General features: G+C 59.9%; 28 protein-coding genes. 15 read left to right on the top strand and 13 right to left on the bottom strand.

What is annotated here, in order from left to right:
* Positions 1-39: 39 nt before the first annotated feature.
* The 3 genes from HGP16_RS02510 to HGP16_RS02500 form a co-directional block, all read right to left on the bottom strand.
* Positions 40-1,308, bottom strand: a complete 1,269-nt coding sequence (locus HGP16_RS02510) for an ABC transporter substrate-binding protein (protein WP_168838432.1) — start codon at positions 1,306-1,308, stop codon at positions 40-42.
* 234 nt (positions 1,309-1,542) lie between these two features.
* Entirely contained in the window at positions 1,543-2,436 is an 894-nt protein-coding gene (locus HGP16_RS02505) for a sugar phosphate isomerase/epimerase (protein WP_168838431.1), read from the bottom strand.
* Positions 2,437-2,440: 4 nt separating this feature from the next.
* A complete protein-coding gene (locus HGP16_RS02500; RefSeq protein ID WP_168838430.1) occupies positions 2,441-3,484 on the bottom strand; it encodes a Gfo/Idh/MocA family protein in 1,044 nt (347 codons plus the stop codon).
* A 136-nt stretch (positions 3,485-3,620) separates the two neighbouring features.
* Between HGP16_RS02500 and HGP16_RS02495 the strand changes: the two genes are divergently transcribed.
* The 3 genes from HGP16_RS02495 to HGP16_RS02485 all read left to right on the top strand — a co-directional run bounded on the left by HGP16_RS02495 (position 3,621) and on the right by HGP16_RS02485 (position 5,528).
* Positions 3,621-4,664 (top strand): substrate-binding domain-containing protein, encoded by a 1,044-nt coding sequence (locus HGP16_RS02495; RefSeq protein WP_168838429.1) that lies wholly within the window; start codon positions 3,621-3,623, stop codon positions 4,662-4,664.
* A gap of 89 nt (positions 4,665-4,753) precedes the next feature.
* Complete coding sequence (locus tag HGP16_RS02490) at positions 4,754-5,143, top strand: group II truncated hemoglobin (protein ID WP_168838428.1); 390 nt, start codon at positions 4,754-4,756, stop codon at positions 5,141-5,143.
* Positions 5,144-5,150: 7 nt separating this feature from the next.
* Complete coding sequence (locus HGP16_RS02485; RefSeq protein ID WP_168838427.1) at positions 5,151-5,528, top strand: DUF423 domain-containing protein; 378 nt, start codon at positions 5,151-5,153, stop codon at positions 5,526-5,528.
* A 36-nt stretch (positions 5,529-5,564) separates the two neighbouring features.
* On the opposite strand, the gene HGP16_RS02480 is transcribed toward HGP16_RS02485, so the two are convergent.
* The 5 genes from HGP16_RS02480 to HGP16_RS02460 form a co-directional block, all read right to left on the bottom strand.
* The gene (locus HGP16_RS02480) at positions 5,565-5,879 is read right to left on the bottom strand and encodes an antibiotic biosynthesis monooxygenase family protein (RefSeq protein WP_168838426.1); all 315 of its coding nucleotides are present in this window, start codon (positions 5,877-5,879) and stop codon (positions 5,565-5,567) included.
* Between the two features lie 18 nt (positions 5,880-5,897).
* Positions 5,898-6,173, bottom strand: coding sequence for a hypothetical protein (locus HGP16_RS02475; protein ID WP_168838425.1), 276 nt, complete (start codon positions 6,171-6,173; stop codon positions 5,898-5,900).
* Positions 6,170-6,568, bottom strand: coding sequence for a DUF2325 domain-containing protein (locus HGP16_RS02470; protein WP_168838424.1), 399 nt, complete (start codon positions 6,566-6,568; stop codon positions 6,170-6,172). The genes HGP16_RS02475 and HGP16_RS02470 overlap by 4 nt, the downstream gene beginning before the upstream one ends.
* Before the next feature lie 135 nt (positions 6,569-6,703).
* A complete protein-coding gene (locus tag HGP16_RS02465) occupies positions 6,704-7,948 on the bottom strand; it encodes a cell envelope integrity protein TolA (protein ID WP_168838423.1) in 1,245 nt (414 codons plus the stop codon).
* A 4-nt stretch (positions 7,949-7,952) separates the two neighbouring features.
* A complete protein-coding gene (locus tag HGP16_RS02460) occupies positions 7,953-8,420 on the bottom strand; it encodes a hypothetical protein (protein WP_168838422.1) in 468 nt (155 codons plus the stop codon).
* Positions 8,421-8,612: 192 nt separating this feature from the next.
* Between HGP16_RS02460 and hemP the strand changes: the two genes are divergently transcribed.
* The 7 genes from hemP (at position 8,613) to HGP16_RS02425 (ending at position 13,640) form a co-directional block, all read left to right on the top strand.
* Entirely contained in the window at positions 8,613-8,786 is a 174-nt protein-coding gene (gene hemP, locus HGP16_RS02455) for a hemin uptake protein HemP (protein WP_168838601.1), read from the top strand.
* Between the two features lie 9 nt (positions 8,787-8,795).
* The gene (locus tag HGP16_RS02450) at positions 8,796-9,851 is read left to right on the top strand and encodes a hemin-degrading factor (RefSeq protein WP_168838421.1); all 1,056 of its coding nucleotides are present in this window, start codon (positions 8,796-8,798) and stop codon (positions 9,849-9,851) included.
* Between the two features lie 10 nt (positions 9,852-9,861).
* Positions 9,862-10,794, top strand: a complete 933-nt coding sequence (locus HGP16_RS02445; protein WP_168838420.1) for a hemin ABC transporter substrate-binding protein — start codon at positions 9,862-9,864, stop codon at positions 10,792-10,794.
* Between the two features lie 19 nt (positions 10,795-10,813).
* Positions 10,814-11,905 (top strand): FecCD family ABC transporter permease, encoded by a 1,092-nt coding sequence (locus HGP16_RS02440; protein ID WP_409526805.1) that lies wholly within the window; start codon positions 10,814-10,816, stop codon positions 11,903-11,905.
* Positions 11,906-11,912: 7 nt separating this feature from the next.
* Positions 11,913-12,704 carry a heme ABC transporter ATP-binding protein gene (locus HGP16_RS02435; protein ID WP_168838418.1) on the top strand — a complete coding sequence of 264 codons (792 nt, stop codon included), beginning with the start codon at positions 11,913-11,915 and terminating at the stop codon, positions 12,702-12,704.
* A gap of 171 nt (positions 12,705-12,875) precedes the next feature.
* Positions 12,876-13,226: a glycine zipper domain-containing protein gene (locus HGP16_RS02430; RefSeq protein ID WP_168838417.1), complete on the top strand. Its 351-nt coding sequence runs from the start codon at positions 12,876-12,878 to the stop codon at positions 13,224-13,226.
* 9 nt (positions 13,227-13,235) lie between these two features.
* Positions 13,236-13,640 carry a hypothetical protein gene (locus tag HGP16_RS02425; protein WP_168838416.1) on the top strand — a complete coding sequence of 135 codons (405 nt, stop codon included), beginning with the start codon at positions 13,236-13,238 and terminating at the stop codon, positions 13,638-13,640.
* A 150-nt stretch (positions 13,641-13,790) separates the two neighbouring features.
* Here HGP16_RS02425 and HGP16_RS02420 read toward each other — a convergent pair whose 3' ends face one another.
* Both HGP16_RS02420 and HGP16_RS02415 read right to left on the bottom strand, forming a co-directional pair.
* Positions 13,791-14,342, bottom strand: coding sequence for an RNA polymerase sigma factor (locus HGP16_RS02420; RefSeq protein WP_168838415.1), 552 nt, complete (start codon positions 14,340-14,342; stop codon positions 13,791-13,793).
* A 12-nt stretch (positions 14,343-14,354) separates the two neighbouring features.
* A complete protein-coding gene (locus tag HGP16_RS02415) occupies positions 14,355-14,561 on the bottom strand; it encodes a NepR family anti-sigma factor (protein WP_168838414.1) in 207 nt (68 codons plus the stop codon).
* A 259-nt stretch (positions 14,562-14,820) separates the two neighbouring features.
* On the opposite strand from HGP16_RS02415, the gene HGP16_RS02410 reads away from it, so the two are divergent.
* From HGP16_RS02410 to preA, 4 genes are all read left to right on the top strand, one after another.
* Positions 14,821-15,615, top strand: a complete 795-nt coding sequence (locus HGP16_RS02410) for a response regulator (RefSeq protein WP_112340415.1) — start codon at positions 14,821-14,823, stop codon at positions 15,613-15,615.
* Between the two features lie 147 nt (positions 15,616-15,762).
* Positions 15,763-16,794 carry a sensor histidine kinase gene (locus tag HGP16_RS02405; protein WP_168838413.1) on the top strand — a complete coding sequence of 344 codons (1,032 nt, stop codon included), beginning with the start codon at positions 15,763-15,765 and terminating at the stop codon, positions 16,792-16,794.
* A gap of 498 nt (positions 16,795-17,292) precedes the next feature.
* Entirely contained in the window at positions 17,293-18,651 is a 1,359-nt protein-coding gene (locus tag HGP16_RS02400) for an NAD(P)-dependent oxidoreductase (protein WP_168838412.1), read from the top strand.
* Positions 18,652-18,664: 13 nt separating this feature from the next.
* A complete protein-coding gene (gene preA, locus HGP16_RS02395; RefSeq protein WP_168838411.1) occupies positions 18,665-19,978 on the top strand; it encodes an NAD-dependent dihydropyrimidine dehydrogenase subunit PreA in 1,314 nt (437 codons plus the stop codon).
* 57 nt (positions 19,979-20,035) lie between these two features.
* Here the strand turns inward: preA and HGP16_RS02390 are convergent, their stop codons facing one another.
* The 3 genes from HGP16_RS02390 to HGP16_RS02380 all read right to left on the bottom strand — a co-directional run bounded on the left by HGP16_RS02390 (position 20,036) and on the right by HGP16_RS02380 (position 21,596).
* Positions 20,036-20,389 carry a helix-turn-helix domain-containing protein gene (locus HGP16_RS02390; protein WP_246703248.1) on the bottom strand — a complete coding sequence of 118 codons (354 nt, stop codon included), beginning with the start codon at positions 20,387-20,389 and terminating at the stop codon, positions 20,036-20,038.
* A 58-nt stretch (positions 20,390-20,447) separates the two neighbouring features.
* Positions 20,448-20,798, bottom strand: coding sequence for a hypothetical protein (locus HGP16_RS02385; protein ID WP_168838410.1), 351 nt, complete (start codon positions 20,796-20,798; stop codon positions 20,448-20,450).
* Between the two features lie 147 nt (positions 20,799-20,945).
* Positions 20,946-21,596, bottom strand: coding sequence for a TetR family transcriptional regulator C-terminal domain-containing protein (locus HGP16_RS02380; RefSeq protein WP_168838409.1), 651 nt, complete (start codon positions 21,594-21,596; stop codon positions 20,946-20,948).
* A 297-nt stretch (positions 21,597-21,893) separates the two neighbouring features.
* Between HGP16_RS02380 and HGP16_RS02375 the strand changes: the two genes are divergently transcribed.
* Positions 21,894-23,147: a Zn-dependent hydrolase gene (locus tag HGP16_RS02375; protein ID WP_168838408.1), complete on the top strand. Its 1,254-nt coding sequence runs from the start codon at positions 21,894-21,896 to the stop codon at positions 23,145-23,147.
* Positions 23,148-23,155 lie beyond the last annotated feature (8 nt).

Here is a 23,155-nt window from a genome sequence, read left to right as displayed (position 1 = left end):
ATCAAAGCCGTCTTGCCGTTGTGATTGTCGCCGATGGTGTTACTGCGCTGCCTGCACGTCGTCATAGGCCTTCTTCAGGCGCGCCGCGAACTGATCAGGCGTGGTCGAACCGTTGACAAGACCCGTGGTCGCCTGGATCAGCAGTTCGTAGTAACCAGGCACCGGCCAGTCCGGATAGAAGCCGAGGCCGCCCTTGCTGGAGATCTGGTTGAAGAGCTCAACGTTGCGCTTGCCGACTTCGTCAGTGACTGAGGCCGGATCGGCGGCGATGGCAACACCACCGAGATTGGCCTGCTGGTTCTGGTTTTCCTTGCTCAGAACAAGATCGATGAACTCGTAGGAGAGATCCTTGTTCTTCGCGCTCTTCGGCACCATGAACAGGTTGCCGGTCGAACCCACGCTGTACTTTGTGGTCGGGAAGATGAACTGGCTCCACTTGAAGTTCTTGATCGAGCTCGCGAAGTTGCCGTTGTTCCAGGTGCCGCTGACAAACATCGGAGCTGTGCCCGACGAGAAGAGATTGTCGGCGCCGCCGGTACCCTTCAGGCCGGTCGAATCCTTCGAAATATAACCCTTACTCACCCAGTCGGCGATCTTCTGGGCGGCGAACAGGAAGGGTTTGGTATCAAGCGGTGCCTTCAGCCCCTGATAATTCTTGACCCAGGTATCGTCAGCCTGCGTCAGTGCAAGCGTATAGACCAGGTGCTGCGCGTTGGAATCCACCGTACCATAGGCAAGCGGCGTAATGCCTTTCTTCTTGAAAGTATCGAGCGCAGCTTCGAACTCGTCCAGCGTGGTCGGCACTTTCACGCCATTGGCTTGGAACATGTCGATATTGTAGAAAACCGAAACGAATTCGCCATAGACGGGAATACCGATAATTGGACCGGAACCGTAGATGCCGTTGCCATCGTATTTGCTGAGCTGGCTATTCGTTTCGTTGAGGATCTTATCCCATCCGCGCGATTTGAATTGATCGTCGAGCGGTGTCAGCAGGCCCTGCGAGGCGACGAGGCCAGCCGTGGCATTGCCCTTGTTGTACTCCAGAACATCCGGGGCCTGATCCGAATTGAGAATGAGGCTGCCTGCCTTCTGCAATTGCTCGAAGGTCTTCTGCTCGAAATTGATCGTAACGTCAGGATGCTTGGCTTTCAGCTCTTCGAGCGCCTTGGTCCATGCCTTGGCTTGCGAAGTATCCGGCAGTTCGAACCACCAGACGTTAAATGTCTTGCTCTGCGCTTGCGCCACACCGGCGGCAAGCAGAAGCGACATGCCGGCGGAGATCGCCAGCTTCGAAAAAATATTCATACATTCTCCTCCACCATGCGAACCGTGACGGTATCTGTCCGATAACATGGCCCGCGCTGCCATCGGCGTTTTCCTCTTACCTGCGCCAAGCGCCCGCCTGTCCCATAGGGCAAGGTGCAGACGCTCGGGTTCCTCCGTTCGGGTTTCCGTCATGCCCTAAGCGTCGATAACTTAGGGCATTTCATTAACGCACAACTTGCCTCCTAAATCGATGCAGTTCTGCAAATGCATGCGTTACTCGACGAAGTCCCCACCCCGGCTTGCCTTGAGATAGTTCAGACCGTGAACCTGGCCAGTCATCTCAAGCGCATCGCGGTAAACCGGGTCATGCCAGCCTTCGATGTCGATGGAGCCAGACCAGTCTGCAAGGCGCAGCTCGGAGATGATATCGGTCCAGTTGCTGTCGCCGAAGCCCGGCGTGCGCATGAACACGAACTTCTCCTTGCCGAAGATGCCGTGCTCCTTGATGACATCCCAGCGGATCGTCGCATCCTTGCCGTGAACGTGGAAGATCTTGCTTGCCCATTTGCGGATCTGCGGCAGCGGCTCGATCAGATAGACCATCTGATGGCACGGTTCCCATTCCAGGCCGATATTGTCGTCAGGCGTCTCGTTGAACATCAGCTCCCAGGCATCCGGGTTGTGAGCGATGTTCCAGTCGCCGGTCGCCCAGTTGCCATCCATGGCGCAATTCTCGAAGGCGATCTTGATGCCCTTGTCGGCGGCACGCTTGGCAAGCTCGCTCCAGATCTGCTTATAGCGCGGCAGACTGTCGGTGAGCGGCTTGTCGCGGATACGGCCAGTGAAACCGGCAACGCAAGTCGCGCCGAAATGATGGGCGTTGTCGATGCAATCCTTCCAGCCCTGCAGCGTCTGCAGGTCCATCTCGCGCTCTTCGAGCGGATTGCCGAACATGCCGAGGGTCGAGATGGTGATATCGCGATCGCCGATGGCGTCGAGGCAGCGCTTGCCGAGCTCCGCAAGGTTCTGGCCGTTGGTGGTCTGCCAGAAGAAGGGCTCGAAGCTTTCAAAGCCAAGATCGGCGATCTTCGCGATGCCCTTGGCGGCGTCCTCGTTCGCCGCCCTGATCATCGTGCCGATGCGGATGGCCTTTGCCGGATTTGTCATGATGTCACTGTCCTTGTGCTGAAATATCGACGCGCCGGCCCGTCTTGGCGCTTTCAATCGCGCCTAAAACCATGGCGAGGCTGCGAATGTTGTCACCGCTTGCAGTTTCGGGCGGCTTGCAGGTCTTGATCGCTTCGATGAAGGAGGCGATGACGCTGGCATGGCCATGCGTCTCTTCCTCATGCTTCGGTCCGGGAACCTCGATCGGCGTAAAGCCATGCAGCAGCCCCGGATCGTTGCCGGCGACACCAGCCTCGAAATTCTCCTCGCCGTCCCAGGTCAGCATGCCCTTGCTGCCGGTCAGCCGCCACTCACTTTCCCAGCTCGTGCGCTGGCCCTCGGCACACCAGGAGCCGCGATAGCTGAAAACGACGTCATCGGAAAAATCGAACAGCGCATGGGCCGATGCGCCATGCTTGTACCAGGACCCAACAGGATTCTTTTCGACGCAGTAGACCGAAAGCGGCACCTTGCCGGACACGAAGCGGGCGGCATCGAAGGTGTGGATCGCCATGTCGAGCAGCAGGACATTGTCCATCTCTTCGCGGAAGCCGCCAAAATGCGGACCAAGGAAGAAATCGCAATGAACGCCCGTGAGCTCGCCGATCGCCCCCTCTTCCACCAAGCGTCGCATGCGACGGATGCCGGAGATGAAGCGGCGGTTCTGGATGATGGCATGGACCTTGCCGGCCTCAGCTGCAAGATCGATGAGAGCGGCACCTTCGGCGAGCGACGTCGCCATCGGCTTTTCGCTCAAGACATGGCAGCCGGCCTTCAGCGCCGTCGAAACCACGCCGAAACGAGCGGCCGGAATGACGACGTCGAAGACCAGATCCGCCTTGGTCATCGCAATGACCTCGGCGAGATCGGAGCCGATGACGGCATGCTCGAGAGAAAACTCTTTCGCAAGGTTTTCAGCAGTGGCGCGATTGAGATCGACCAGACCGACGATCTGAATGGATTCGGCAAGGTCTGGCGTCGAGGCGATGGCCCTGAGCCAGCCCTTGGACATAGCTCCGCACCCACACAAAATGGCATTAAATTTCACGATGTCCTCCAGCGGGCGGTGCGTAAACCCCTCATGACACGCGCTCCGTAAACGTTTACGATACTATGCGAAAAGATTTTCCTGTGTCAATAGAGGAGGACAACGGAAAATGGCGCATGGAGGAAAACCGCGGCCGATGAAGGGAATTCGTCAGCTTGCCGAACATCTCGATATCTCGATCGGCACAGTATCACGGGCGTTGAACGGCAAACCTGATGTCAACGAGGAAACCCGCAAGCGCGTTCTCGCCGCCGCCGAGCAGCTGGGTTACGTGGCCAATCAATCGGGGCGCAGCCTGCGGCAGGGCACGACGAATGTCATCGGCCTGATGATCCAGTCCAGCCGGGAAACGGTCGAAAACAGCGACAATTTCTTTCTCACCGTGACCGGGGGGCTGCAGAGCGTATTTTCGCGCCACAAGCTCGATCTCATCATGCTGCCCTGCCCGCATGACGAAGATCCGTATGAATATCTGAAGCGCATGGTGGCAAGGCGCGTCGTCGACGCCCTCATCATTTCGGAGACGCAGCGCGTCGACAAGCGCTTCGACCTGCTCGCCAAGGCCAAGATCCCCTTCGCAGCACTCGGCCGCAGCCTTTCGGGCACGCAGCATCCCTGGGCCGACCTCGATTTCGACGGCGTCGTCAATTGCGCCGTCGACCGGCTCGTGGCGCATGGACATCGCCGCATCGCCGTCAGCGCGCCGTCGAGCGACATCAACCTCGGCTTTGTCTTCCTCGAGGGCTACCGCCGGGCGCTTGAGCGGCATGGCATCGCCTACGATCCTGCACTCGTCATTCGCGCCAAATCGAGCGAACAGGGAGGCTATCAGGTTGCCGACGAACTGCTGAGCCTCGAAAACCAGCCGACGGCCGTGATCCTGATCTACGAATTGATGGCGATCGGCTTCTATCGGCGCGTGATGGAAGCCGGCATCATTCCGGGACGTGACATTGCCGTCGTCAGCTTTCGCGAGGCGCCGCGTGCCAAGTTCCTGCAGCCGGCGCTGACCTGCTTTCGCACGTCCGTGCACGATCTCGGCGTCGAGCTGGCGGAGATCCTACTTTCCAGCATGCCCGCCTACAGCCAGGAATATCCCCGGAAGACACGCCAGACGGTCTGGCCGCTCGAGCTCATCCCGGGGGAAAGCGATGCTTTCCAGCTGAAGACCGCAAAATAAGCAGCGCCGAAACGCCGCAGCGACCGCTTCGACGGTTGCGGCAGCGCCCGTCAGTTGCCACGTAGGACATCGCAAACAGGGGCTTGGGCTTGAGCGAAGAAACCATCACACTTTACGAAGCGATCGGCGGCGACCGCACGGTGCGAGCGCTGACATCACGCTTTTACGAACTGATGGATACGCTGCCCGAGGCAGCCAATTGCCGCGCGGTGCACCCGCCAAGCCTCGCAGGCTCGCAGGAGAAATTCTACGAATATCTGACCGGCTATCTCGGTGGGCCGCAGCTCTATACCAAAAAGCGCGGCCACCCACGCTTGCGCAGCCGGCATTTCGTCGCCGCCATCGGTCCGATGGAGCGCGACGAGTGGCTACTTTGCTTCCGCCGCGCCATGGATGAAACCATCGAGAATGAAAAGCTGCGGGCCACTATCTGGGAGCCGGTCGAGCGCCTGGCCTTCCATATGCAAAATAGGGAATAAAGAAAACATGAGCATGAGCGCCGCAATCCGTCCGGCCACCCTGTTTATTGCCGGCATTCTCGGCGGTGGTGGTATCGCGCTTGCCGCGGCCGCCACCCACGGTGGTGATACGCATTTCCTCGGCGCGGCCTCTACCATGAGCCTCGCCCACGCCCCTGCCCTGCTTGCGCTTTATATCGGCTACGACCGCATCCGTACCGCGCCGATCGCCGCTATCCTGCTGGGATTGGGAGCGCTGATCTTCGCCGGCGATCTGATCAACAGGCATTACGGTGGCGGCTCGCTCTTTCCGATGGCCGCGCCGATAGGCGGAATGGGGATGATTGCCGGCTGGGCCGCGATAGCGCTCGGCGCTTTCTTCAGAACCACTGCGACCAAAGCCTAAGAGAGAATTACCGTACGCGAAACAGACCGCGCTGTCTCAAATCCCCGGAACGACAGCAAAGCCTTCGAATTGCGGCGGCCCCCAATAGAGCCGCTTGTTATCGCCCGCATTGCGGTGCGACGTGCGGAAATGTTCGGATTTCGTCCAATTGATGAAATCCTCTTCGCTACGCCAAATGGTGTGCGAGGAAAACAACGTATAGCCCTCTTCGACATCCGCCTTGCCGCGCAGGAGCCTGAACTCCAGGAAGCCGGGCACTTCCGACAGCCGCGAAGCGCGCCCTCTCCAAACCTCTTCGAATTCGCCCTCCAAACCGATGACGACCTTGAAGCGGTTCATGGCGATATACATGGCAACCTCGTTCGACGATTAGAACTTCTTGCGGCGCGCGACAGTCTTATCGACGTCAGGCGCAAAGGCAACGACATTCGCGCCATCACGGCTCGTCTCGTCCAGCGGCTGATCCGGCGCTTCCCCGGGCTGCCGCGCCTTCCATGCCGGGAAGGAGGCGATATTGGCCGCGCGCTGTTCTTCGGCACGACGCATCAACAATTCATAGAGTTCGGGCACGAGCCCGTCGCCATTCTGTGCGGCCAGCTTGTGCAGGCCGATCAGCAAAAACCCGTCAGGGCCGTTATCGATCATCTTGAAGCGTCTCGTTCGTTCATGGTCTGCAGTGCCCGCTCGAGGCTGGACTTGCTGCCGTTGCGCAAGGGAATGAAGGCCTTGCCGAATTTCTTGCAGCCCGTCTTTACCCGCAGGCAGGCATCATGGCTGATGCAATCGATCGGGCAGAAGACACAGTCGACGGAAGGAAGCACCGTATCGATACGTGATACCGCTTCGCGCAGGCCGCCATCGTGATGGATGAGCTCGGCGCCGAAGCTGCTGGCAATCTGGCGCAGATGCGCCACCTGGCAATCGCGACCGCCCACATAGAGGAAACTGCGCCCATCAAGCGTGGATTTTCCGGAAGCCTGTGCCATCGCCTGCGTTTCGCGGCTCTCGCGGCCAGAATCCTTCTTCCCCTTACGCGCCATGCATCACCCGTTTGCTGGTTGCTCCTATGCACTCGATTCCATCGAGCGCGAGGCGACCATATTAAACTTGATTTTTACAGTAAAGTATAAAGTTGATAATTTTTATCATATTTTAAAGCGACACTGGCCGGAAGGCTAGCGCCCGCCGACCTGAACCGCTTGCATGAACGGCCAGGTCGGCCTACCCCACTCCGAGGGCAGCGGTGGAAATGGCGCCGCATTCCGGATTTGCTCCATCACGGCTTGATCCAATGCAGAGTCTCCGGAGCTGCGCGTCAGGGAAAGAGATCGGAGCTCGCCGCCGGAACCAATTGTCAGATTTACAACGAGTATCAGGCCCTTCTCATATTTTGAGGAGACACGTTGAACGTAGCGGCGGATACGGGATTGTATTTTGCCCTTGTAGTTCGCGACGGCAGCATCGCCTGAACCCGTACGGCGAGCATTCACTTGCGAATTTGTGTCGGCCTGCGCCGCCTCAATACCGTCGGCGGCCCCTCGTTTGGTATCCTCCCGGCTCTCCCCTAGCGACCCCGACTTTGCCTTCGCAACCTTTGCAACCGGCCTCTTGACCTCCTTCGGCTTCTCGATTGGCTTCGGCTTTTCTACAGGCGTTGCTACTGCCGCGGGCGGCTCTACTGGTTGGGCTTCGACGACCTCGGTCTCCACGGGCTGCACCGGTTCGGCGGGCTGGACCACCGTCGTCTCGGCCGGTACCTGCGTCGCCAAAATCTGCGGCTGCTCCGGTACGACTGTCGTTGGTTGAGCCTGCTCGACGGGCTCGGCCGTTTGCGCCTGCTGCGTCTCGACTTCCTGTGGCTGAACGATATCCGGCTGCGGAGGCTGGGTCTCTTCCGGCGTTACCTCGGTCGGCTGAACCGTTTGCGGCTGCACGGCCTCGGCCGTCACCTGTTCCGGTTCGGTCTGCGGCGTCTCCTCGCCGGCGGCCATCTGATCCGCATCGGAATTGCCGATCATAATGACACTGACAGAGTCACCGGCTTCCTCCTGCGCATCTTCCGGGGTCGCGACGAAGGTCAGCAGCAACACGGCAACGATCACGGCATGGAACAGGCAGGACCCCATTCCGGAGAAAAGAAGCGATGTCTTGCGCCCTGCAATAGCCTCGCGCCGCCTTTCGGGCAGCGCGTCCATCGGCAGACGCTCCGCCGTCTCGACCGACGCGGCTTCACTTGGATTGTCCGGAAAAGAACTGATCTCAGTAACGCGACTGTAATGCGCGACCGCTTCGCCAACCGGCGGTCGCGGCACACCTTCAAGGCCGGCCAGTTCGTGGCCCGGCAGCACACTCGGATAATTGTCATTCAAGCCGCCGTTGGCGCGGCGCTCCATGGAAACCCTCGCCGAGCGCACCGCCATGGCTTCAACCCTCGAAGGGAACGGATATCTGCGAACGGGTCGTCAGAGCCGCCTTGCATTCGCCGGCGGCCGGGCCGTCGCAGACCGGCGTGTCATTGATGATGATGCGCGATACGGTCTCGCACTTCACGCCGGGCATGTCGAATTGCCGCACGCGCTTCTTGCCGAGCGGCAGATCGCGGAAGTCGAGAACGGTGACACGATCGACCGCGTTCTTATCGTTGAAGAAGGCGAGTTCGAAGGAAATCTTGTTGATCGCCGTCGCCATGTCGTTTTCGGCGACGAAGGTCATCATGCAGCCCTTCTGCGAAGGCGCCAATGCATTGAGTTCGATGTTGAGCTTATGTGCGGCGGCCGGAACTGCCGATGCGGGTGCCGCCGCTGCAGTCGCATCCTGGGCGAAGGCGGGAATGGAGGATGCCGCGGCAAACAGCCCCGAGGTAGCGAGCGCCAGGATCGTTTTCGTCAGCATCGGCATGCCTCCTGAATATGTTTGACACGTACCTTCCCGGCCAACGGCCCTGGCGTGTAGCGTCGAAATTTTTAAACTTGACTTTAACAGTCTCCTATTGCGTCTTTATGAAACCATGAGTATGAGAGTCAAGATAAATTTGGCCGGACGAGGGTTCGGCCCCCGATGAATTTTCAGGCAAAACTAAACAGGATGATTGCTGAGAAGACCCCAACGCCGCCGGTGCAATGCACGGCCGCACCGCAGATAAGAATTGTCGAGAGCACGGATATTTTCCGGGGCCAGACCGAAATCATGATCAAGCACGAGGGCGTCATCTACCGCATGAAGATTACGCGCCAAGGCAAACTCATACTCAACAAATAGGCATGACAGATGACTGAGACGACCCGACCGACCCCCGCCGAAATCCGCACCTTCCGCGCCGAAAACCCGAAAATGCGCGAGCGCGACATCGCTGCCCGCCTCGATATTTCCGAAGCTGCCCTGGTTGCGGCCGAAGTCGGCATCTCGGCCATCCGCATCGATGCCAGCGTCGATCGCTTCCTGGAGCGGATTGCCTCGCTCGGCGAGATCATGGCGCTGTCACGCAACGAAAGCGCCGTGCACGAGAAGATCGGCGTCTATGAAAACATGAAGTTCGGCGTGCAGGCGGCCATCGTGCTGGGCGAGAATATCGACCTGCGCATCTTCCCGAAGCGTTGGGTGTACGGCTTCGCCGTCACCAAGACCGATGGCGATCAGAAAAAGCTGAGCCTGCAGTTCTTCGACAAGGCCGGCGATGCCGTCCACAAGGTGCATCTGCGCCCCGACTCGAATGTCGATGCCTATCACGCCATGGTGGCCGAGCTGCGTATCGAAGACCAGGCGCAGGAATTCATCGAAGATCGCTCGGGCTATGACAATGGCGCGACGGATGGCGACGTCAGCCGCGACGAATTGCGCGACCGTTGGAGCCGCATGACGGACACGCACGAATTCTTCGGCATGCTGAAGAAGCTGAAGATCGGCCGCCAGGAAGCGATCCGCACCGTCGGCGATGATTATGCCTGGAAGCTGGAAACCGCCGCTGTCGCCGAGATGATGCATGCTTCCGTGCGCGAGGGCCTGCCGATCATGTGCTTCGTCGCCAACGAGGGCACCGTGCAGATCCACTCCGGCCCGATCCACAACGTGCAGGCCATGGGACCGTGGATCAATGTGATGGACCCGACCTTCCATCTGCATCTGCGGATGGACCACATCGCCGAGGCATGGGCCGTGCGCAAGCCGACCAAGGACGGCCATGTCACCTCGCTCGAAGCCTATAATGCCAAGGGCGAGATGATCATCCAGTTCTTCGGCAAGCGGAAGGAAGGCCTCGATGAGCGCCCCGATTGGCGCGCTATCGTGGAAAATCTGACAAGAGCCGGCACCAGCGTCGCCGCATGAGGGATGGTTCATGACGATGTTTAGGAACTTCAAGCGCATCAGGCCGTGGGAAGTCGCCCTGACCATGGTGGTGATGGCCTTGCCGCTCGTGCCGGCCAATCCGATTGCCGGTTTCGGCAGCCTCGTACGCCACGCGCATGCGGCCGAAACGCCCAAGCCGGATACGTCGCGCCTCGTCTCCATCGGCGGCGATGTCACCGAGATCGTCTATGCGCTGGGCGAGGAAAAGCGACTCATCGCCCGCGACTCCACGAGCCTCTATCCCAAGGAAGCAACCAAGCTTCCCGATGTCGGCTATATGCGCGCTTTGTCGCCAGAAGGCATCCTCGCCGTCAATCCGACAGCCATCATCGCCGTCGAGGGCTCCGGCCCGCCGGAGGCGCTTGCCGTGCTGCGCAACGCCAGCCTGCCCTTCGAAACCGTGCCGCAGCAGTATGACCGCGACGGCATTCTGAAGAAGATAGAGATCGTCGGCGCGCTGCTCGGCGTACCCGAAAAGGCAAAGGCACTGGAAGACAAGGTCGCGGCCGATCTCGATGCGGCAATTGCCGATTCCGCCAAGCGTCCGCAAACCGCGCGCAAGCGCGTGCTCTTCGTGCTCAGCAACCAGAACGGCAAGATCCTTGCATCGGGCAGCAACACGGCTGCTGACGGCATCATCAAGCTCACCGGCGCCGTCAATGCGATCAGTGGCTTTTCCGGTTACAAGTCGGTGACGGATGAAGCGATCATCGAAGCCAAGCCCGACGTCATCCTCATCATGGATCGCGAGGGACCGCTGTCGATATCGAACGAGGATCTGCTCAAGCAGCCGGCGATTTCGCTGACGCCGGCCGCCAGCCACAAGACGATCGTGCGCATGGACGGCCTGCACCTGCTCGGCTTCGGACCGCGCACCGCAAGCGCCATTCGCGAGTTGAACACGGCGATCTACGGAGGCTGACGTGGCATTCAACGATGCCATGGCAGGATTGAAGCAGATGTCGCAAACCACGGCACGCCGTCGCGAGGGGGATCGCACCACACTTGCGATCCTCGTCATCGCCGGCCTCGCTCTGGTTTCCGCCGCTGCATTTTTCTTCTCCATTACGACAGGCGCCTCGAATGCTTCGGTCGTCGACGTGATGACAGGCATGCTGGGCGGCGGCGCGGAAAGCGCGCTCAGCAATCGCGACCGTATCGTCATTTTCGACATCCGCCTGCCCCGCGCCATTCTCGGTTTCCTGATCGGCGGCGGATTGGCGGTATCGGGGGCGGTCATGCAGGGTCTCTTCCGCAACCCGCTGGCCGATCCGGGCCTGATCGGCGTGTCCGCCGGCTCCGGCCTCGGTGCCGTGTCCATGATCGCTCTCGGCGGCGGCATTCTTGGTCCGGTCGCGCATTTCTTCGGTATCTTCGCCCTGCCCCTCGCAGCCTTCATCGGCGGCCTGGTGACGACCATGTTGCTTTATAAAGTCGCAACCAGGCAGGGGCAGACGTCCATCGCGACCATGCTGCTTGCGGGCATTGCGCTCGGTTCCCTCGCTCTCGCGGCAACGGGAATCCTCATCTACATGGCCGACGACCGGCAATTGCGCGACCTCACCTTCTGGAGCATGGGCTCGTTGGCGGGCTCGACCTGGAGCAAGGTCGGCGGTGCCGGCCCCATCATCGTCCTTTCTCTCCTGCCGCTTCCCTTCATGGCACGCGGCTTGAACGCACTGACGCTTGGCGAGGCTGCCGCCTTTCACATGGGGATATCGGTGCAGCGGCTGAAGAATATCGCCGTGGTCAGCGTGGCCGCGGCCGTCGGCGCCTCTGTCGCCGTCAGCGGCGGCATCGGCTTCGTCGGCATCGTGGTGCCGCACATCCTGCGCATGGTCATCGGACCCGACCACCGCTTCCTCCTGCCGGCTTCCGCGCTGCTCGGCGGCGCATTGCTGATCATTGCCGATGTGGCGGCGCGCACCGTGGTTTCCCCGGCGGAATTGCCGATCGGCATCCTGACGGCGGGCGTCGGCGGTCCCTTCTTCCTGTGGATGCTGCTGCGGCAGCGCTCGCGCCTCAGCCTGTGAGCCTGCGATGATCGATGTCTCCAATCTGAGCGTCCGGCTTTCCGGCAAGGCCGTCGTGCAGGACATATCCTTCACGGCCGAGGCCGGGACGCTGACGGCGATCTGCGGCCCGAACGGCTCCGGCAAAACCACCACGATGAAAGCGGTCTCCGGCGAACTGGCCTATCGCGGCTCCGTGCAGATAAACGGCACCGAAATCGGCAAGCTGGAAGCCTGGCAGCTTGCCGAAATGCGGGGCGTCCTGCCACAGGCAAGCTCCATCTCCTTCCCCTTCACCGTCCGTGAAATCGTACGAATGGGCCTTACCAGCGGACGCAACCGTCAGCCGGAACAGGCAGACCGCACGGCCGCCGAGGCCCTTGCCGCCGTCGATCTTGGCGGCTTCGAAGGGCGCTTCTACCAGGAGCTTTCCGGCGGCGAACAGCAGCGCGTGCAGCTTGCCCGCGTGCTCTGCCAGATCCCGGAACCCGTCATCGACGGCATGCCCTGCTGGCTGCTTCTCGACGAGCCGGTCTCCAGCCTCGATATCAGCCACCAGCTCACCATCATGACGCTTGCCCGGCAATTCTGCCGGCGCGGCGGCGGCGTCATCGCCGTGATGCATGATCTCAACCTGACTGCGCTCTTTGCCGACCGGATGATTCTGCTCAAGAACGGCCGGCTGCAGGCCGAGGGCGCTGTCAAGGACGTGCTGACGGACCGGCATCTTCAGGACGTCTTCGGCTGCAACCTGCAGGTCAACCGCATTCCGGCCGATGGCGCCCCCTTCGTTCTAGCCCACAGCGCGCTGATCGACTGACCTTGCTTCCATCGCGCATTCTGGAACTTTTTGTTGCATCCGCGCGTTGAAACCATGCGATCGGAATCGATGTTTCGAACGCTCGATCGTCTGGTCCGTTGGATGACCTCCGATCACCGCGAACTATAGGTGTCCGACAGGGCGCCCAAGCAAAGCGAAAGGGAGCTGAACATGGCTACATCCATTCTCCATTCGGTGCGCGGCAAGCGCAATGGCAGCAGCCTGCAGGATGTCGAGGCAAGCATTGAGCAGCAGATCGAATCGCTGCGCGAGGAAGTTGCAGCTTTCGCCAAGCTGGTTAGTGACAACAGCGCCAAGCAGAGCAGGAAACTGCGCGCCAGCGCCGAGTCCGGTTTCGATGACCTGACGGTTCGTGGCGAGGAACTGCTGCGGGATCTCCAGCGCGGCTATGCAAGGGGCTCGCGCGAAATGCGCAGAACTGTGCGTCAGCATCCAGTCGCCACCATCGGCGCGGCTGCTGCATTCGGCCTTGCCGTCGCCCTGCTTCTGTCTCGCCGCTAGGGTGGCGGGATGATCGCTCCGATCCTTGGCCTGCTTCTGTCGGGCACCTTCAACCGCACCGTTGCGCGGACTAAGCGCAACGGTATTTTCATCGCCATTGCGGCCCTCCTGTTGTTGACGGCCTATGCCTTCGCGCTGATCTCCGCAGCCATCTGGCTTGCGACGATCTACGGCGCAGCCGTCTCGGCACTGCTGATTGCGGCGGGCGCATTGCTCCTCGGGCTCATCGTCCTTGTCATCATGGCCATCATCAACCAGCAGGAGCAGCGCCGGGCGCGCGAACGCCGGCTGGCAATGGAGTCGATGGCGGCAGCGGCCCTCGGCCTTGTGCGCAAGCAGCCGCTGCTGACAGCAGCCATCGCAGCAGCCCTCGTATTCGGCAACGTCTTCGCGACGAAAGACGACGAGGATTGATCCGCCGGCCTTCAAAGCCTGCCCTTCAAAGCCTGCAAGTAGGATTGAAGAAAATCGGGAGCAATACGCCTCGGTTGGGCAAAGGGAAGCACAAATCCCCGTGTGAAATGATTCAATGAAAGAAACCCGGTCGAGAGACCGGGTTTCTTGTCAGAAGGCGAATGCCTTGGAGGTCAGCGGCGCTGACGTGGCATCCGGACCGAAATCCGCCTCGCCGGAAATATCCAGCAGCTCCTGCAGGCGCTGGCGGGCGCGGTTGACGCGGCTCTTGATGGTACCGACCGCGCAGCCGCAAATTTCGGCGGCTTCCTCATAGGAGAATCCGGACGCACCCACCAAGATGATGGCTTCACGCTGATCCGGCGGCAACTGCTCCAGTGCCTTGCGAAAATCCTGCAGGTCGACCGCCCCATATTGAGAGGGGTGAGTTGCCATGGATTCGGTAAACACGCCGTCGGTATCCTGCACCTCGCGGCCGCTCTTGCGCATCTGGCTATAGAGCTCGTTTCGCAGGATGGTGAAGAGCCAGGCTTTCATATTCGTGCCCATCTCGAAATGATCCTGCTTGGCCCATGCCTTCATGATCGTGTCCTGGACAAGATCGTCGGCGCGATCGTGGCGGCCGGTCAGGGAAATAGCGAAGGCACGCAGGCTCGGAAGGGCCGCGAGAAGTTCGCGCTTGAAGCTCGATTGGGTTTCCATGACGCCCACCTCCTATTCGGAGACCTTTGCGGAAGCCAGGCGTTCGGCCTGATCAAGCTTCTCGAGCAGATCGAGAAAGCGATCGGGAATGGCTTCGTCCTGCATGGTAGCATAGAACGAACGCAGCCGGTTGCCGATTTGATTATTAGGGTCGAGGATATCTACCGCGCGCAGGTCGGATGCCTTCTTGTCTGCGTCCTCGTGATTTTGGATAGTCATTATAGCCCGCTCGCTTCTCAATTGTCTCGCGTTCATGGATAAGCGCACCTTTGTCTCCGTCAGGAGAGCGATTGACCTCATTCAAATCTGTTGCCTAACGAATCGTAAAGGATGAGGTCTACAGATTGTAAGCATTGTAATGCGACTGCCTAAAAAAAGTTCCGCCAAAGAGGAACTTTTTTACTCAACTGACGTTTATTAGTCATTGCAGCGTCCGCGCTGTATTTAATTAGAATTTGATAAAAGGCGGGAGCCATTGATGACACTTTCCACACGCATTGCGCCGCATCTTCCGTATTTGCGGCGTTATTCACGTGCTTTGACCGGAACGCAGACGTCGGGGGACGCCTATGTTGCTGCGGTTTTGGAAGCCATCATCGCTGACATCTCCATCTTTCCCGACACGGACAGCGACCGTGTCGCCCTATATAAACTGTTCACGAAGCTGTTCGGTTCCGTGACGCTTCAGATTCCCGAGCCAATGTCGCCCTTTGCCTGGGAACAGCGTGCCTCGGTGAACCTTTCCAAGGTGTCGCCGCTTGCCCGCCAGGCGTTCCTGCTTGCCTCCGTTGAAAGTTTCCGCCTCGGCGAGATCGCCGATATCCTTGACGTCTCGGAAAGCGAAGCCATGCATCTTCTCGACACGGCCTCCCAGGAAATCTCGCGCCAGGTGGCGACGGATATCATGATCATCGAGGACGAACCGCTGATCGCGATGGATATCGAGCAGATGGTGGAAAGCCTGGGGCATCGCGTCACCGGCATTGCCCGCACGCACGCCGAAGCCGTCGCTCTCTATAATGCGACAAAGCCGAACATGGTGCTTGCCGACATCCAGCTTGCCGACGGCAGTTCGGGTATCGACGCCGTCAACGACATTCTCAAGACGGCCAGCATACCGGTGATCTTCATCACCGCCTTCCCGGAGCGGCTGCTGACGGGCGAGCGGCCGGAGCCGACCTTCCTCGTAACCAAGCCGTTCAATCCCGATATGGTTAAGGCCCTGATCAGCCAGGCCCTTTTCTTTAACGAAACCACAAAGGTGGCTGCCTGATCGAAGTCCCCCCTCCGAAGCGGAACAAAGATAACGACCGGACGTTGGCGTACAGAACGGCCGGTTTACCGACTGTTATGCAGGGTCATTTTATAGGTCGGCTCGAGTTCTTGGGAATGAGAATGCCCTATCGGCGGGCTTCTCAAAATGCGAGTGAAAGGCAAGCCGGTGAATACGTCTGAACCATTACCCGGCGCGCCTTTGAGTTTGGAAGGCAAAGCGGCTCTGATGGAGCGGGCGCTTACAAGCGCCAACGTGTCGATCCTGTTTCAGGACGTGAATCTAGCAATCCGTTTCGCCGACAACCTGCCGGACCAGCTGCGGCCGTCCCTTGTCGTCGGAGGCAACGACTCGCATCTGTTCGGCGAAAAGGACGGCGAGCATCTTTTGCGCCTGAAGCAGGGCGTGCTCGAAAGCGGCAAGTCCGCGACCGCCGAAGTTGAGATGGCAAGCGGCGACGGCGCTCGCATCTACGAGCTGAAGATGGAGCGCATCGGCGGGCGAAAGCCGCAAGGCGTGCTCTCGGTCATTTCCGAAATCACCGAGAGCCGCCATCGCGAAAAAGTCCTGAAATCGCTGCTGCGCGAACTGTCGCATCGCTCCAAGAACCTGCTGGCGATCATACAGGGCATTGCCACGCAGACTGCGCGCCACACGCTTTCCGTCGACAATTTTCTCATCAAGTTCCGTGGGCGCCTGCAATCCCTCTCGAATTCGCAGGATCTCATCACGGATTCGAGCTGGCGCGGTGCATATTTGTTCGAACTCGCGGAAAAGCAGTTCGCTCCCTACTGGCCCGATGCCGGCGTGCCGTTGCCGATCTATGGCATCAATGCCCATCTGACGCCCAATGCCGCAGTGCACCTGGGACTGGCGCTGCATGAATTGATCGTCAATTCCGCCTCGCATGGCGCGATTTCGACGGGCGCCACCAGCATCACACTGAATTGCAAGGAGGCCGAACTCGACGGCAAGAAGGCAATCGAGGTGGCCTGGTCGGAGCGCTTCTATACGCCCTCCGATCATGAATTCGAAGATAACAGCTTCAGCCGCACCGTGCTCGAGCGCGTCGTGCCGACCTCGATGAACGGCCACGCCGATTTCGCCATCACGGACGGCAGCATCGGCTATCGCCTCACCATTCCTGAGACTGAATACGAGATCCTGCGACGCCGCTGAGGCGCTGTAACGCCTTGGAAATTATGCAGGAGACAAAGGAAAACAGCCAGTGCGAGGGCGGCGCACTGGCTGCTTTGCACTCATCGGGAGGGGACCGTGAGTATAATCCTGAGATGTTATTGGGCGTGCATCAGGAGATGCGATCATCGTCAGGATACGGTCATAACGACGCTGCGGACCCTTGGTTCCATGCCGCCGCGAAAAAATTCACCTGTTCTTCATATTCTCCGGAATGCCCGCGCGGCGAGGGTCGCACCTCGGTCGATGCCTGCTGTCGCAGCGACATGGCCGCCTCATCGGAATCCTCCTCCGGCAGCAGAATAAAATCCATTAAAAACATATAGTTGAACGACTGCGATCGATCGAAACCGCATGCTTCCTCGCGCGGCTCAGCACACGTTGGACACCTCGTGCGACGACAAAAATTTACCGTTTGATAAATTTTTTAACCTGAGTTACCGTTTCAGTACTAGCCGTTTACTATAAGAGGGAACTTCAATGGGACGACTGGAAACTGGGATTCATAAAGGCAGGCTCACGCCAGCCGAATATGATGCGAATTTTTCCGATCTTCATCCGCGCCTGAACAAACACGAGGCGCTGGTCGCATCCGACCGCTGTTATTTCTGCTACGACGCGCCGTGCATGACGGCCTGTCCCACCTCCATCGACATTCCGATGTTCATCCGCCAGATCTCGACGGGCAACCCGATCGGTTCGGCCAAGACGATCTTCGATCAGAATATCCTCGGCGGCATGTGCGCCCGCGTCTGTCCCACCGAGCAGCTCTGCGAGCAGGCTTGCGTGCGCAACACTGCCGAAGAGCGTCCGGTCGAGATTGGCCGGCTGCAGCGCTATGCGACCGACACGGCGATGGCCGAGAACAAGCAGTTCTATTCACGCGCCGAATCCACCGGCAAGAGGATCGCCGTCATCGGCGCCGGACCTGCCGGTCTCGCCTGCGCCCATCGTCTTGCCGTGAAGGGTCATGACGTCACCATCTTCGACGCCCGCGAAAAGGCCGGCGGTCTCAACGAATATGGCATCGCCACCTACAAGACGGTCGACGATTTCGCCCAGAAGGAAGTCGACTACGTTCTCGCCATCGGTGGCATCGAAGTTAAGAACGGCCAGGCGCTTGGCCGCGATTTCAGCCTTTCCGACCTCTCCCAGCAATATGACGCCATCTTCCTCGGCCTCGGCCTTGCCGGCGTCAACGCGCTGCGCGCCGAAGGCGAAGATCTCGATGGCGTTGCAGACGCCGTCGCCTATATCGCCGAGCTCCGCCAGGCAAGCAGCAAGGCCGATATCGCCATCGGCCGCCGCGTCGTCGTCCTCGGCGGCGGCATGACCGCGATCGACGCGGCCGTACAGGCCAAGCTGCTTGGCGCCGAAGAGGTGACGATCTGCTATCGCCGCGGCAAGGAGCATATGAACGCCTCCGAGTTCGAGCAGGATCTCGCCGCCTCGAAGGGCGTCATCATCCGCCATTGGCTGGCCCCGAAGCGCATCCTCGACAAGGACGGAAAGGTCGCCGGCATCGAGGTCGAATATACCGAGCTGCGCGACGGCAAGCTTGCCGGCACCGGCGATGTCGGTGTCATTGCCGCCGATCAGATCTTCAAGGCGATCGGCCAGACGTTCGAGGCATCAGGCCTTGGCGCCCTGCGCATGGAATCCGGCCGCATCGCCATCGATGGCGAGGGCCGGACCTCGATCGAAGGCGTATGGGCCGGCGGCGACTGCGTGCTCGGCGGCGATGACCTGACAGTCTCGGCCGTAGCGCAGGGTCGCGACGCGGCCGAATCCATCAACCGCGCGCTTGGCTCCGTGAAGCCGGCCGCTGCAGTCGCCTGAAAGGAGAACCGACATGGCTGATCTCCGCAATAATTTCGTTGGTATCAAATCCCCGAACCCGTTCTGGCTGGCCTCCGCGCCGCCGACCGACAAGGCCTACAATGTCGAGCGCGCCTTCAAGGCGGGCTGGGGCGGCGTGGTCTGGAAGACCTTGGGCGAAGAAGGACCGCCGGTCGTCAACGTCAACGGCCCGCGCTATGGCGCGATCTGGGGCGCCGACCGCCGCCTGCTCGGCCTCAACAATATCGAGCTGATCACCGACCGCGACCTTTACACCAACCTGCGCGAGATGAAGCAGGTGAAGATGAACTGGCCGGATCGCGCATTGATCGCCTCGATCATGGTTCCCTGCGAGGAAGAGGCCTGGAAAGCCATCCTGCCGCTGGTGGAAGAAACCGGAGCCGACGGCATCGAGCTCAATTTCGGCTGTCCGCACGGCATGTCCGAGCGCGGCATGGGCTCCGCTGTGGGACAGGTGCCCGAGTATATCGAAATGGTCGTGCGCTGGTGCAAGCAGTACACCCGCATGCCCGTCATCACCAAGCTGACGCCCAACATCACCGATATCCGCAAACCCGCCCGCGCCGCCAAGGCCGGCGGCACCGACGCGGTGTCGCTGATCAATACGATCAACTCGATCGTGTCGGTCGACCTCGACAATTTCGCCCCTAATCCGACGGTCGGCGGCAAGGGCAGCCATGGCGGCTATTGCGGTCCGGCGGTGAAGCCGATCGCACTCAACATGGTGGCCGAGATTGCTCGCGATCCTGATACCTACGGCCTGCCGATATCAGGCATCGGCGGCATCACGATCTGGCGCGATGCGGCGGAATTCCTGGTGCTCGGCGCCGGCAACGTGCAGGTCTGCACCGCTGCGATGACCTACGGCTTCAAGATCGTCGAGGAGATGATCACGGGCCTTTCCGACTGGATGGACGAAAAAGGGCACCGCACTCTGGACGATATTATCGCCCGCGCCGTGCCGAATGTCTCCGACTGGCAATATCTCAACCTCAACTACATCGCCAAGGCGAAGATCGATCAGGATGCCTGCATTAAGTGCGGCCGCTGTCACATCGCCTGCGAGGACACCTCGCACCAGGCAATCACCAACTTCGTCGATGGCGTCAGGCGCTTCGAGGTGATTGAAGAGGAATGCGTTGGCTGCAATCTCTGCGTCAACGTCTGCCCCGTCGAGAACTGCATCACCATGGAAGAACTGCCGGCCGGCGCCCTCGACAAGCGCACCGGCAAGATCGTCGACCCGAACTACGCCAACTGGACGACCCATCCGAACAATCCAATGGCGCGGCAGGCGGCGGAGTAATAGCGGCAGATGCGAAAAGCATACCCGTCCGGCACGTCCGGGCGGGTGTTTCCGTTGTTAAAACTTGAGAATACGGTCTTCCTGAGCCGCCTGGATTTCTTCCGGCATCCGTTCTATGGCGCGCAGATAGCTTTGCGCTGTTTTGTCCGGCGACCGTTTGCCCTGCTCCCAATTGCGGAGCGTTTCCAGATCGATGCCAAAGCGAAGCGCGAACTGCTCCTGGGTTAGACCGAGTTTCCGGCGAATTTCCCTGACATCGATCGGACGGAAGGCGACCGCCTTCACGACGAGCCCAGTCTCCTCCAGTTCGCGTGCAAGATCGGCCTGGCTGTCGACATGCGGGACGAGCATGGTCGCCTGTCCCTTTTCCATCGCTCGCTCGATAGCTTTCTTCGCCGCCAGCATGGACATTCCGCCTTTCACCAAGGCATGGACCGCGGAAATAGATCGGAAACCCTTTACGGGTTGGTCAAAATGCAGGGATATCGCGACGGGTGAACCGGATTGGCCGCAGCGTACGTCCTCGACCGGCCCCAGTCGTTCGAACCGCTCCTTCAACGACGAGTTCATGACACTCCATTTCCTCCATAGCGATCTCCGCCAGATTTCTGAGACGATGCGCTCCAAGGTCGTTCATTAAAATGTCCTCGCCTTGGATATGGAAGCCGCGAAGATAGAGCGCGTTCCCGACCATCTGAGGCTCAGCCATCACCGAAATCACACCATCCGGCGTTTGAATTTCGACCGTGCATACGGGATGAAATGTGGCTTCATTCACAAAACGAAAAGCAACATCCGTCTTGATCCCTATCTTTTTCATAGGCCAATGACCGACTAAAATCAATATCTATGTTATGCAGCAACCAGCCATATAGGGTGCGAATCGATACCACACCCTTAACGCGAGAAAAATTCTAAGAATTTGGAAAAATCCAATAAAATCAGCGCCGTTTGGACATGCGGCGCTCTAGCCGTGTGGTCCTCGAATGCGAAGCCCATCGACGAAAAGCTGCTCCAGATAGCGGGCGGCGTCCTCGAAACGCCCCTCGCCCGAATGTTCCGGCCCCAAGACCGCACGCACCTGCACGTCGAAATCCGCATAATGCTGCGTGGTCGACCAGATCGAGAAGATCAGGTGATAGGGATCGCATTTGGCGATCTTGCCGTTCCTGGCCCAGACACGGATGACCTCCGCCTTTTCGTCGACAAGGGCTTTCAACGGTCCACGCAGCTCGTCCTCCACATGCGGCGCGCCCTGCAGCATCTCATTGGCGAAGAGCCGGCTTTCGCGCGGGAAATCACGGGCCATCTCGAGCTTACGGCGGATATAGGAGCGAATCTCGCTTTCGGGATCGCCATTGGCGTCGAAGGCGCGCAGTGGTTCCAGCCAGGTAAACAGCACCCGGTCGATCAGAGCCCGATGCATGGCCTCCTTGGTGCGGAAATAATAAAGTAGATTGGGCTTCGACATGCCGGCGACTTCGGCGATCTGGTCGATGGTCGAGCCACGAAAGCCGCTGACAGAAAATACGTCCAGCGCGGCTTCCAGTATGATTTCCTCTTTCTCTTCCTGGATACGGGTGCGGCGCTGCGTCTTGGCGGCTCTCGGGATGGCCATGTGTGCTCTGTTTCTCCTTGAAATCCAAGCCTTTCGGCCGCGCCCTCATCCACCCTGCCGATGCATCGGATTTAAGCAATCGCCTGAAATTTTATCGGAAATTTTCGTGCTTTTCGTCTTGAGCCGCGCCACGGAAGTTGTAATGTTTACCAATCGGTCAAATTATCCGTCAGATGTTTCTTAAAGGCAACTGGGGATTTTCCGGGCGAGAAAAACAAGACACCGCTCTGAATAGACCACGGGAACAATCGGGCATGCGCCTTGCATGCTTCGGGACAAACAGGTGAGGATTGCATCATGGTGGCAGCGCCAGGAGAAAACATGCGTATCAATGGCGATCGCCTTTGGGATACGCTGATGGATATGGCAAAGATCGGTCCCGGCATTGCCGGCGGCAACAATCGTCAAACCCTGACGGATGCCGATGCCGAGGGACGCAGCCTTTTCAAGACATGGTGCGACAAGGCCGGCTTGACCGTCGGCGTCGACAAGATGGGCACGATGTTCGCAACCCGCGCCGGCACCGACCCGAACGCGCTGCCGGTTTATGTCGGCTCGCACCTCGATACCCAGCCGACGGGCGGCAAGTATGATGGTGTCCTCGGCGTGCTCGCCGCCCTCGAAGTCGTCCGCACGATGAACGACCTCGGCATCAAGACCAAGCACCCGATCGTGGTCACCAACTGGGCCAACGAAGAAGGTGCGCGCTTCGCGCCCGCCATGCTCGCCTCCGGCGTCTTCGCCGGCGTGCATTCGCTGGAATTCGCCTATGGCCGCAAGGATCCGGACGGCAAGACCTATGGCGAGGAGCTGAAGCGCATCGGCTGGCTGGGCGATGAAGAAGTCGGCGCCCGCAGGATGCACGCCTATTTCGAATATCATATCGAGCAGGGTCCGATCCTCGAAGCCGAAGACAAGACCATCGGCGTCGTCACGCACTGTCAGGGCCTGTGGTGGCTGGAATTCACGCTGACCGGCAAGGAAGCACATACCGGCTCGACGCCGATGAACCTGCGCGTGAATGCCGGTCTTGCCATGTCGCGGATCGTCGAGATGGTGCAGAGCGTGGCGATGGAAAGCCAGCCGGGCGCCGTCGGCGGCGTCGGCCAGGTCTTCTTCTCGCCGAATTCGCGCAACGTCCTGCCCGGCAAAGTGGTCTTCACCGTCGACATCCGCACGCCCGACAAGGAAAAGCTGGACCGCATGCGCGCCAGGATCGAAGCGGAAGCGAAAGAGATCTGTGACGCCCTCGGCGTCGGCTGCTCGGTGGAAGCCATCGGCCATTTCGAGCCGGTGACCTTCGATCCCAAGCTCGTCGCCTCCGTGCGCGACGCCGCCGAAAGGCTCGGCTACAGCCACATGAACCTCATCTCCGGTGCGGGCCACGATGCCTGCTGGGCTGCCAAGGTCGCTCCCGCCACGATGGTCATGTGCCCCTGCGTCGGCGGCCTCTCGCACAACGAAGCCGAAGAAATCTCCAAGGAATGGGCGACCGCCGGCGCGGATGTGCTGTTCCACGCAGTCGTCGAGACGGCGGAGATCGTGGCTTGACGGCCACG

The sequence above is a fragment of the Rhizobium sp. P40RR-XXII genome, from assembly GCF_012641405.1.
Taxonomy (GTDB): Bacteria; Pseudomonadota; Alphaproteobacteria; order Rhizobiales; family Rhizobiaceae; genus Rhizobium.
The sequence above is the reverse complement of the archived record's forward strand: the minus strand, read 5'-3'. Positions and strand labels throughout refer to the sequence as shown.

Excerpts from the sequence above, each read along its gene's own strand:
- HGP16_RS02380 (WP_168838409.1), bottom strand. The coding sequence starts at position 21,596 with ATGGCCATCCCGAGAGCCGCCAAGACGCAGCGCCGCACCCGTATCCAG.
- HGP16_RS02425 (WP_168838416.1), top strand. The coding sequence starts at position 13,236 with ATGATCGCTCCGATCCTTGGCCTGCTTCTGTCGGGCACCTTCAACCGC.
- HGP16_RS02375 (WP_168838408.1), top strand. The coding sequence starts at position 21,894 with ATGGTGGCAGCGCCAGGAGAAAACATGCGTATCAATGGCGATCGCCTT.
- HGP16_RS02405 (WP_168838413.1), top strand. The coding sequence starts at position 15,763 with ATGCGAGTGAAAGGCAAGCCGGTGAATACGTCTGAACCATTACCCGGC.
- HGP16_RS02450 (WP_168838421.1), top strand. The coding sequence starts at position 8,796 with ATGACTGAGACGACCCGACCGACCCCCGCCGAAATCCGCACCTTCCGC.
- HGP16_RS02475 (WP_168838425.1), bottom strand. The coding sequence starts at position 6,173 with ATGATCGATAACGGCCCTGACGGGTTTTTGCTGATCGGCCTGCACAAG.
- HGP16_RS02460 (WP_168838422.1), bottom strand. The coding sequence starts at position 8,420 with ATGCTGACGAAAACGATCCTGGCGCTCGCTACCTCGGGGCTGTTTGCC.
- HGP16_RS02480 (WP_168838426.1), bottom strand. The coding sequence starts at position 5,879 with ATGTATATCGCCATGAACCGCTTCAAGGTCGTCATCGGTTTGGAGGGC.
- hemP (WP_168838601.1), top strand. The coding sequence starts at position 8,613 with ATGATTGCTGAGAAGACCCCAACGCCGCCGGTGCAATGCACGGCCGCA.
- HGP16_RS02465 (WP_168838423.1), bottom strand. The coding sequence starts at position 7,948 with ATGGCGGTGCGCTCGGCGAGGGTTTCCATGGAGCGCCGCGCCAACGGC.
- HGP16_RS02470 (WP_168838424.1), bottom strand. The coding sequence starts at position 6,568 with ATGGCGCGTAAGGGGAAGAAGGATTCTGGCCGCGAGAGCCGCGAAACG.
- HGP16_RS02505 (WP_168838431.1), bottom strand. The coding sequence starts at position 2,436 with ATGACAAATCCGGCAAAGGCCATCCGCATCGGCACGATGATCAGGGCG.
- HGP16_RS02390 (WP_246703248.1), bottom strand. The coding sequence starts at position 20,389 with ATGTCCATGCTGGCGGCGAAGAAAGCTATCGAGCGAGCGATGGAAAAG.
- HGP16_RS02440 (WP_409526805.1), top strand. The coding sequence starts at position 10,814 with ATGGCAGGATTGAAGCAGATGTCGCAAACCACGGCACGCCGTCGCGAG.
- HGP16_RS02435 (WP_168838418.1), top strand. The coding sequence starts at position 11,913 with ATGATCGATGTCTCCAATCTGAGCGTCCGGCTTTCCGGCAAGGCCGTC.
- HGP16_RS02410 (WP_112340415.1), top strand. The coding sequence starts at position 14,821 with ATGACACTTTCCACACGCATTGCGCCGCATCTTCCGTATTTGCGGCGT.
- HGP16_RS02420 (WP_168838415.1), bottom strand. The coding sequence starts at position 14,342 with ATGGAAACCCAATCGAGCTTCAAGCGCGAACTTCTCGCGGCCCTTCCG.
- HGP16_RS02495 (WP_168838429.1), top strand. The coding sequence starts at position 3,621 with ATGAAGGGAATTCGTCAGCTTGCCGAACATCTCGATATCTCGATCGGC.
- HGP16_RS02430 (WP_168838417.1), top strand. The coding sequence starts at position 12,876 with ATGGCTACATCCATTCTCCATTCGGTGCGCGGCAAGCGCAATGGCAGC.
- preA (WP_168838411.1), top strand. The coding sequence starts at position 18,665 with ATGGCTGATCTCCGCAATAATTTCGTTGGTATCAAATCCCCGAACCCG.
- HGP16_RS02400 (WP_168838412.1), top strand. The coding sequence starts at position 17,293 with ATGGGACGACTGGAAACTGGGATTCATAAAGGCAGGCTCACGCCAGCC.
- HGP16_RS02445 (WP_168838420.1), top strand. The coding sequence starts at position 9,862 with ATGACGATGTTTAGGAACTTCAAGCGCATCAGGCCGTGGGAAGTCGCC.
- HGP16_RS02415 (WP_168838414.1), bottom strand. The coding sequence starts at position 14,561 with ATGACTATCCAAAATCACGAGGACGCAGACAAGAAGGCATCCGACCTG.
- HGP16_RS02485 (WP_168838427.1), top strand. The coding sequence starts at position 5,151 with ATGAGCATGAGCGCCGCAATCCGTCCGGCCACCCTGTTTATTGCCGGC.
- HGP16_RS02510 (WP_168838432.1), bottom strand. The coding sequence starts at position 1,308 with ATGAATATTTTTTCGAAGCTGGCGATCTCCGCCGGCATGTCGCTTCTG.
- HGP16_RS02385 (WP_168838410.1), bottom strand. The coding sequence starts at position 20,798 with ATGAAAAAGATAGGGATCAAGACGGATGTTGCTTTTCGTTTTGTGAAT.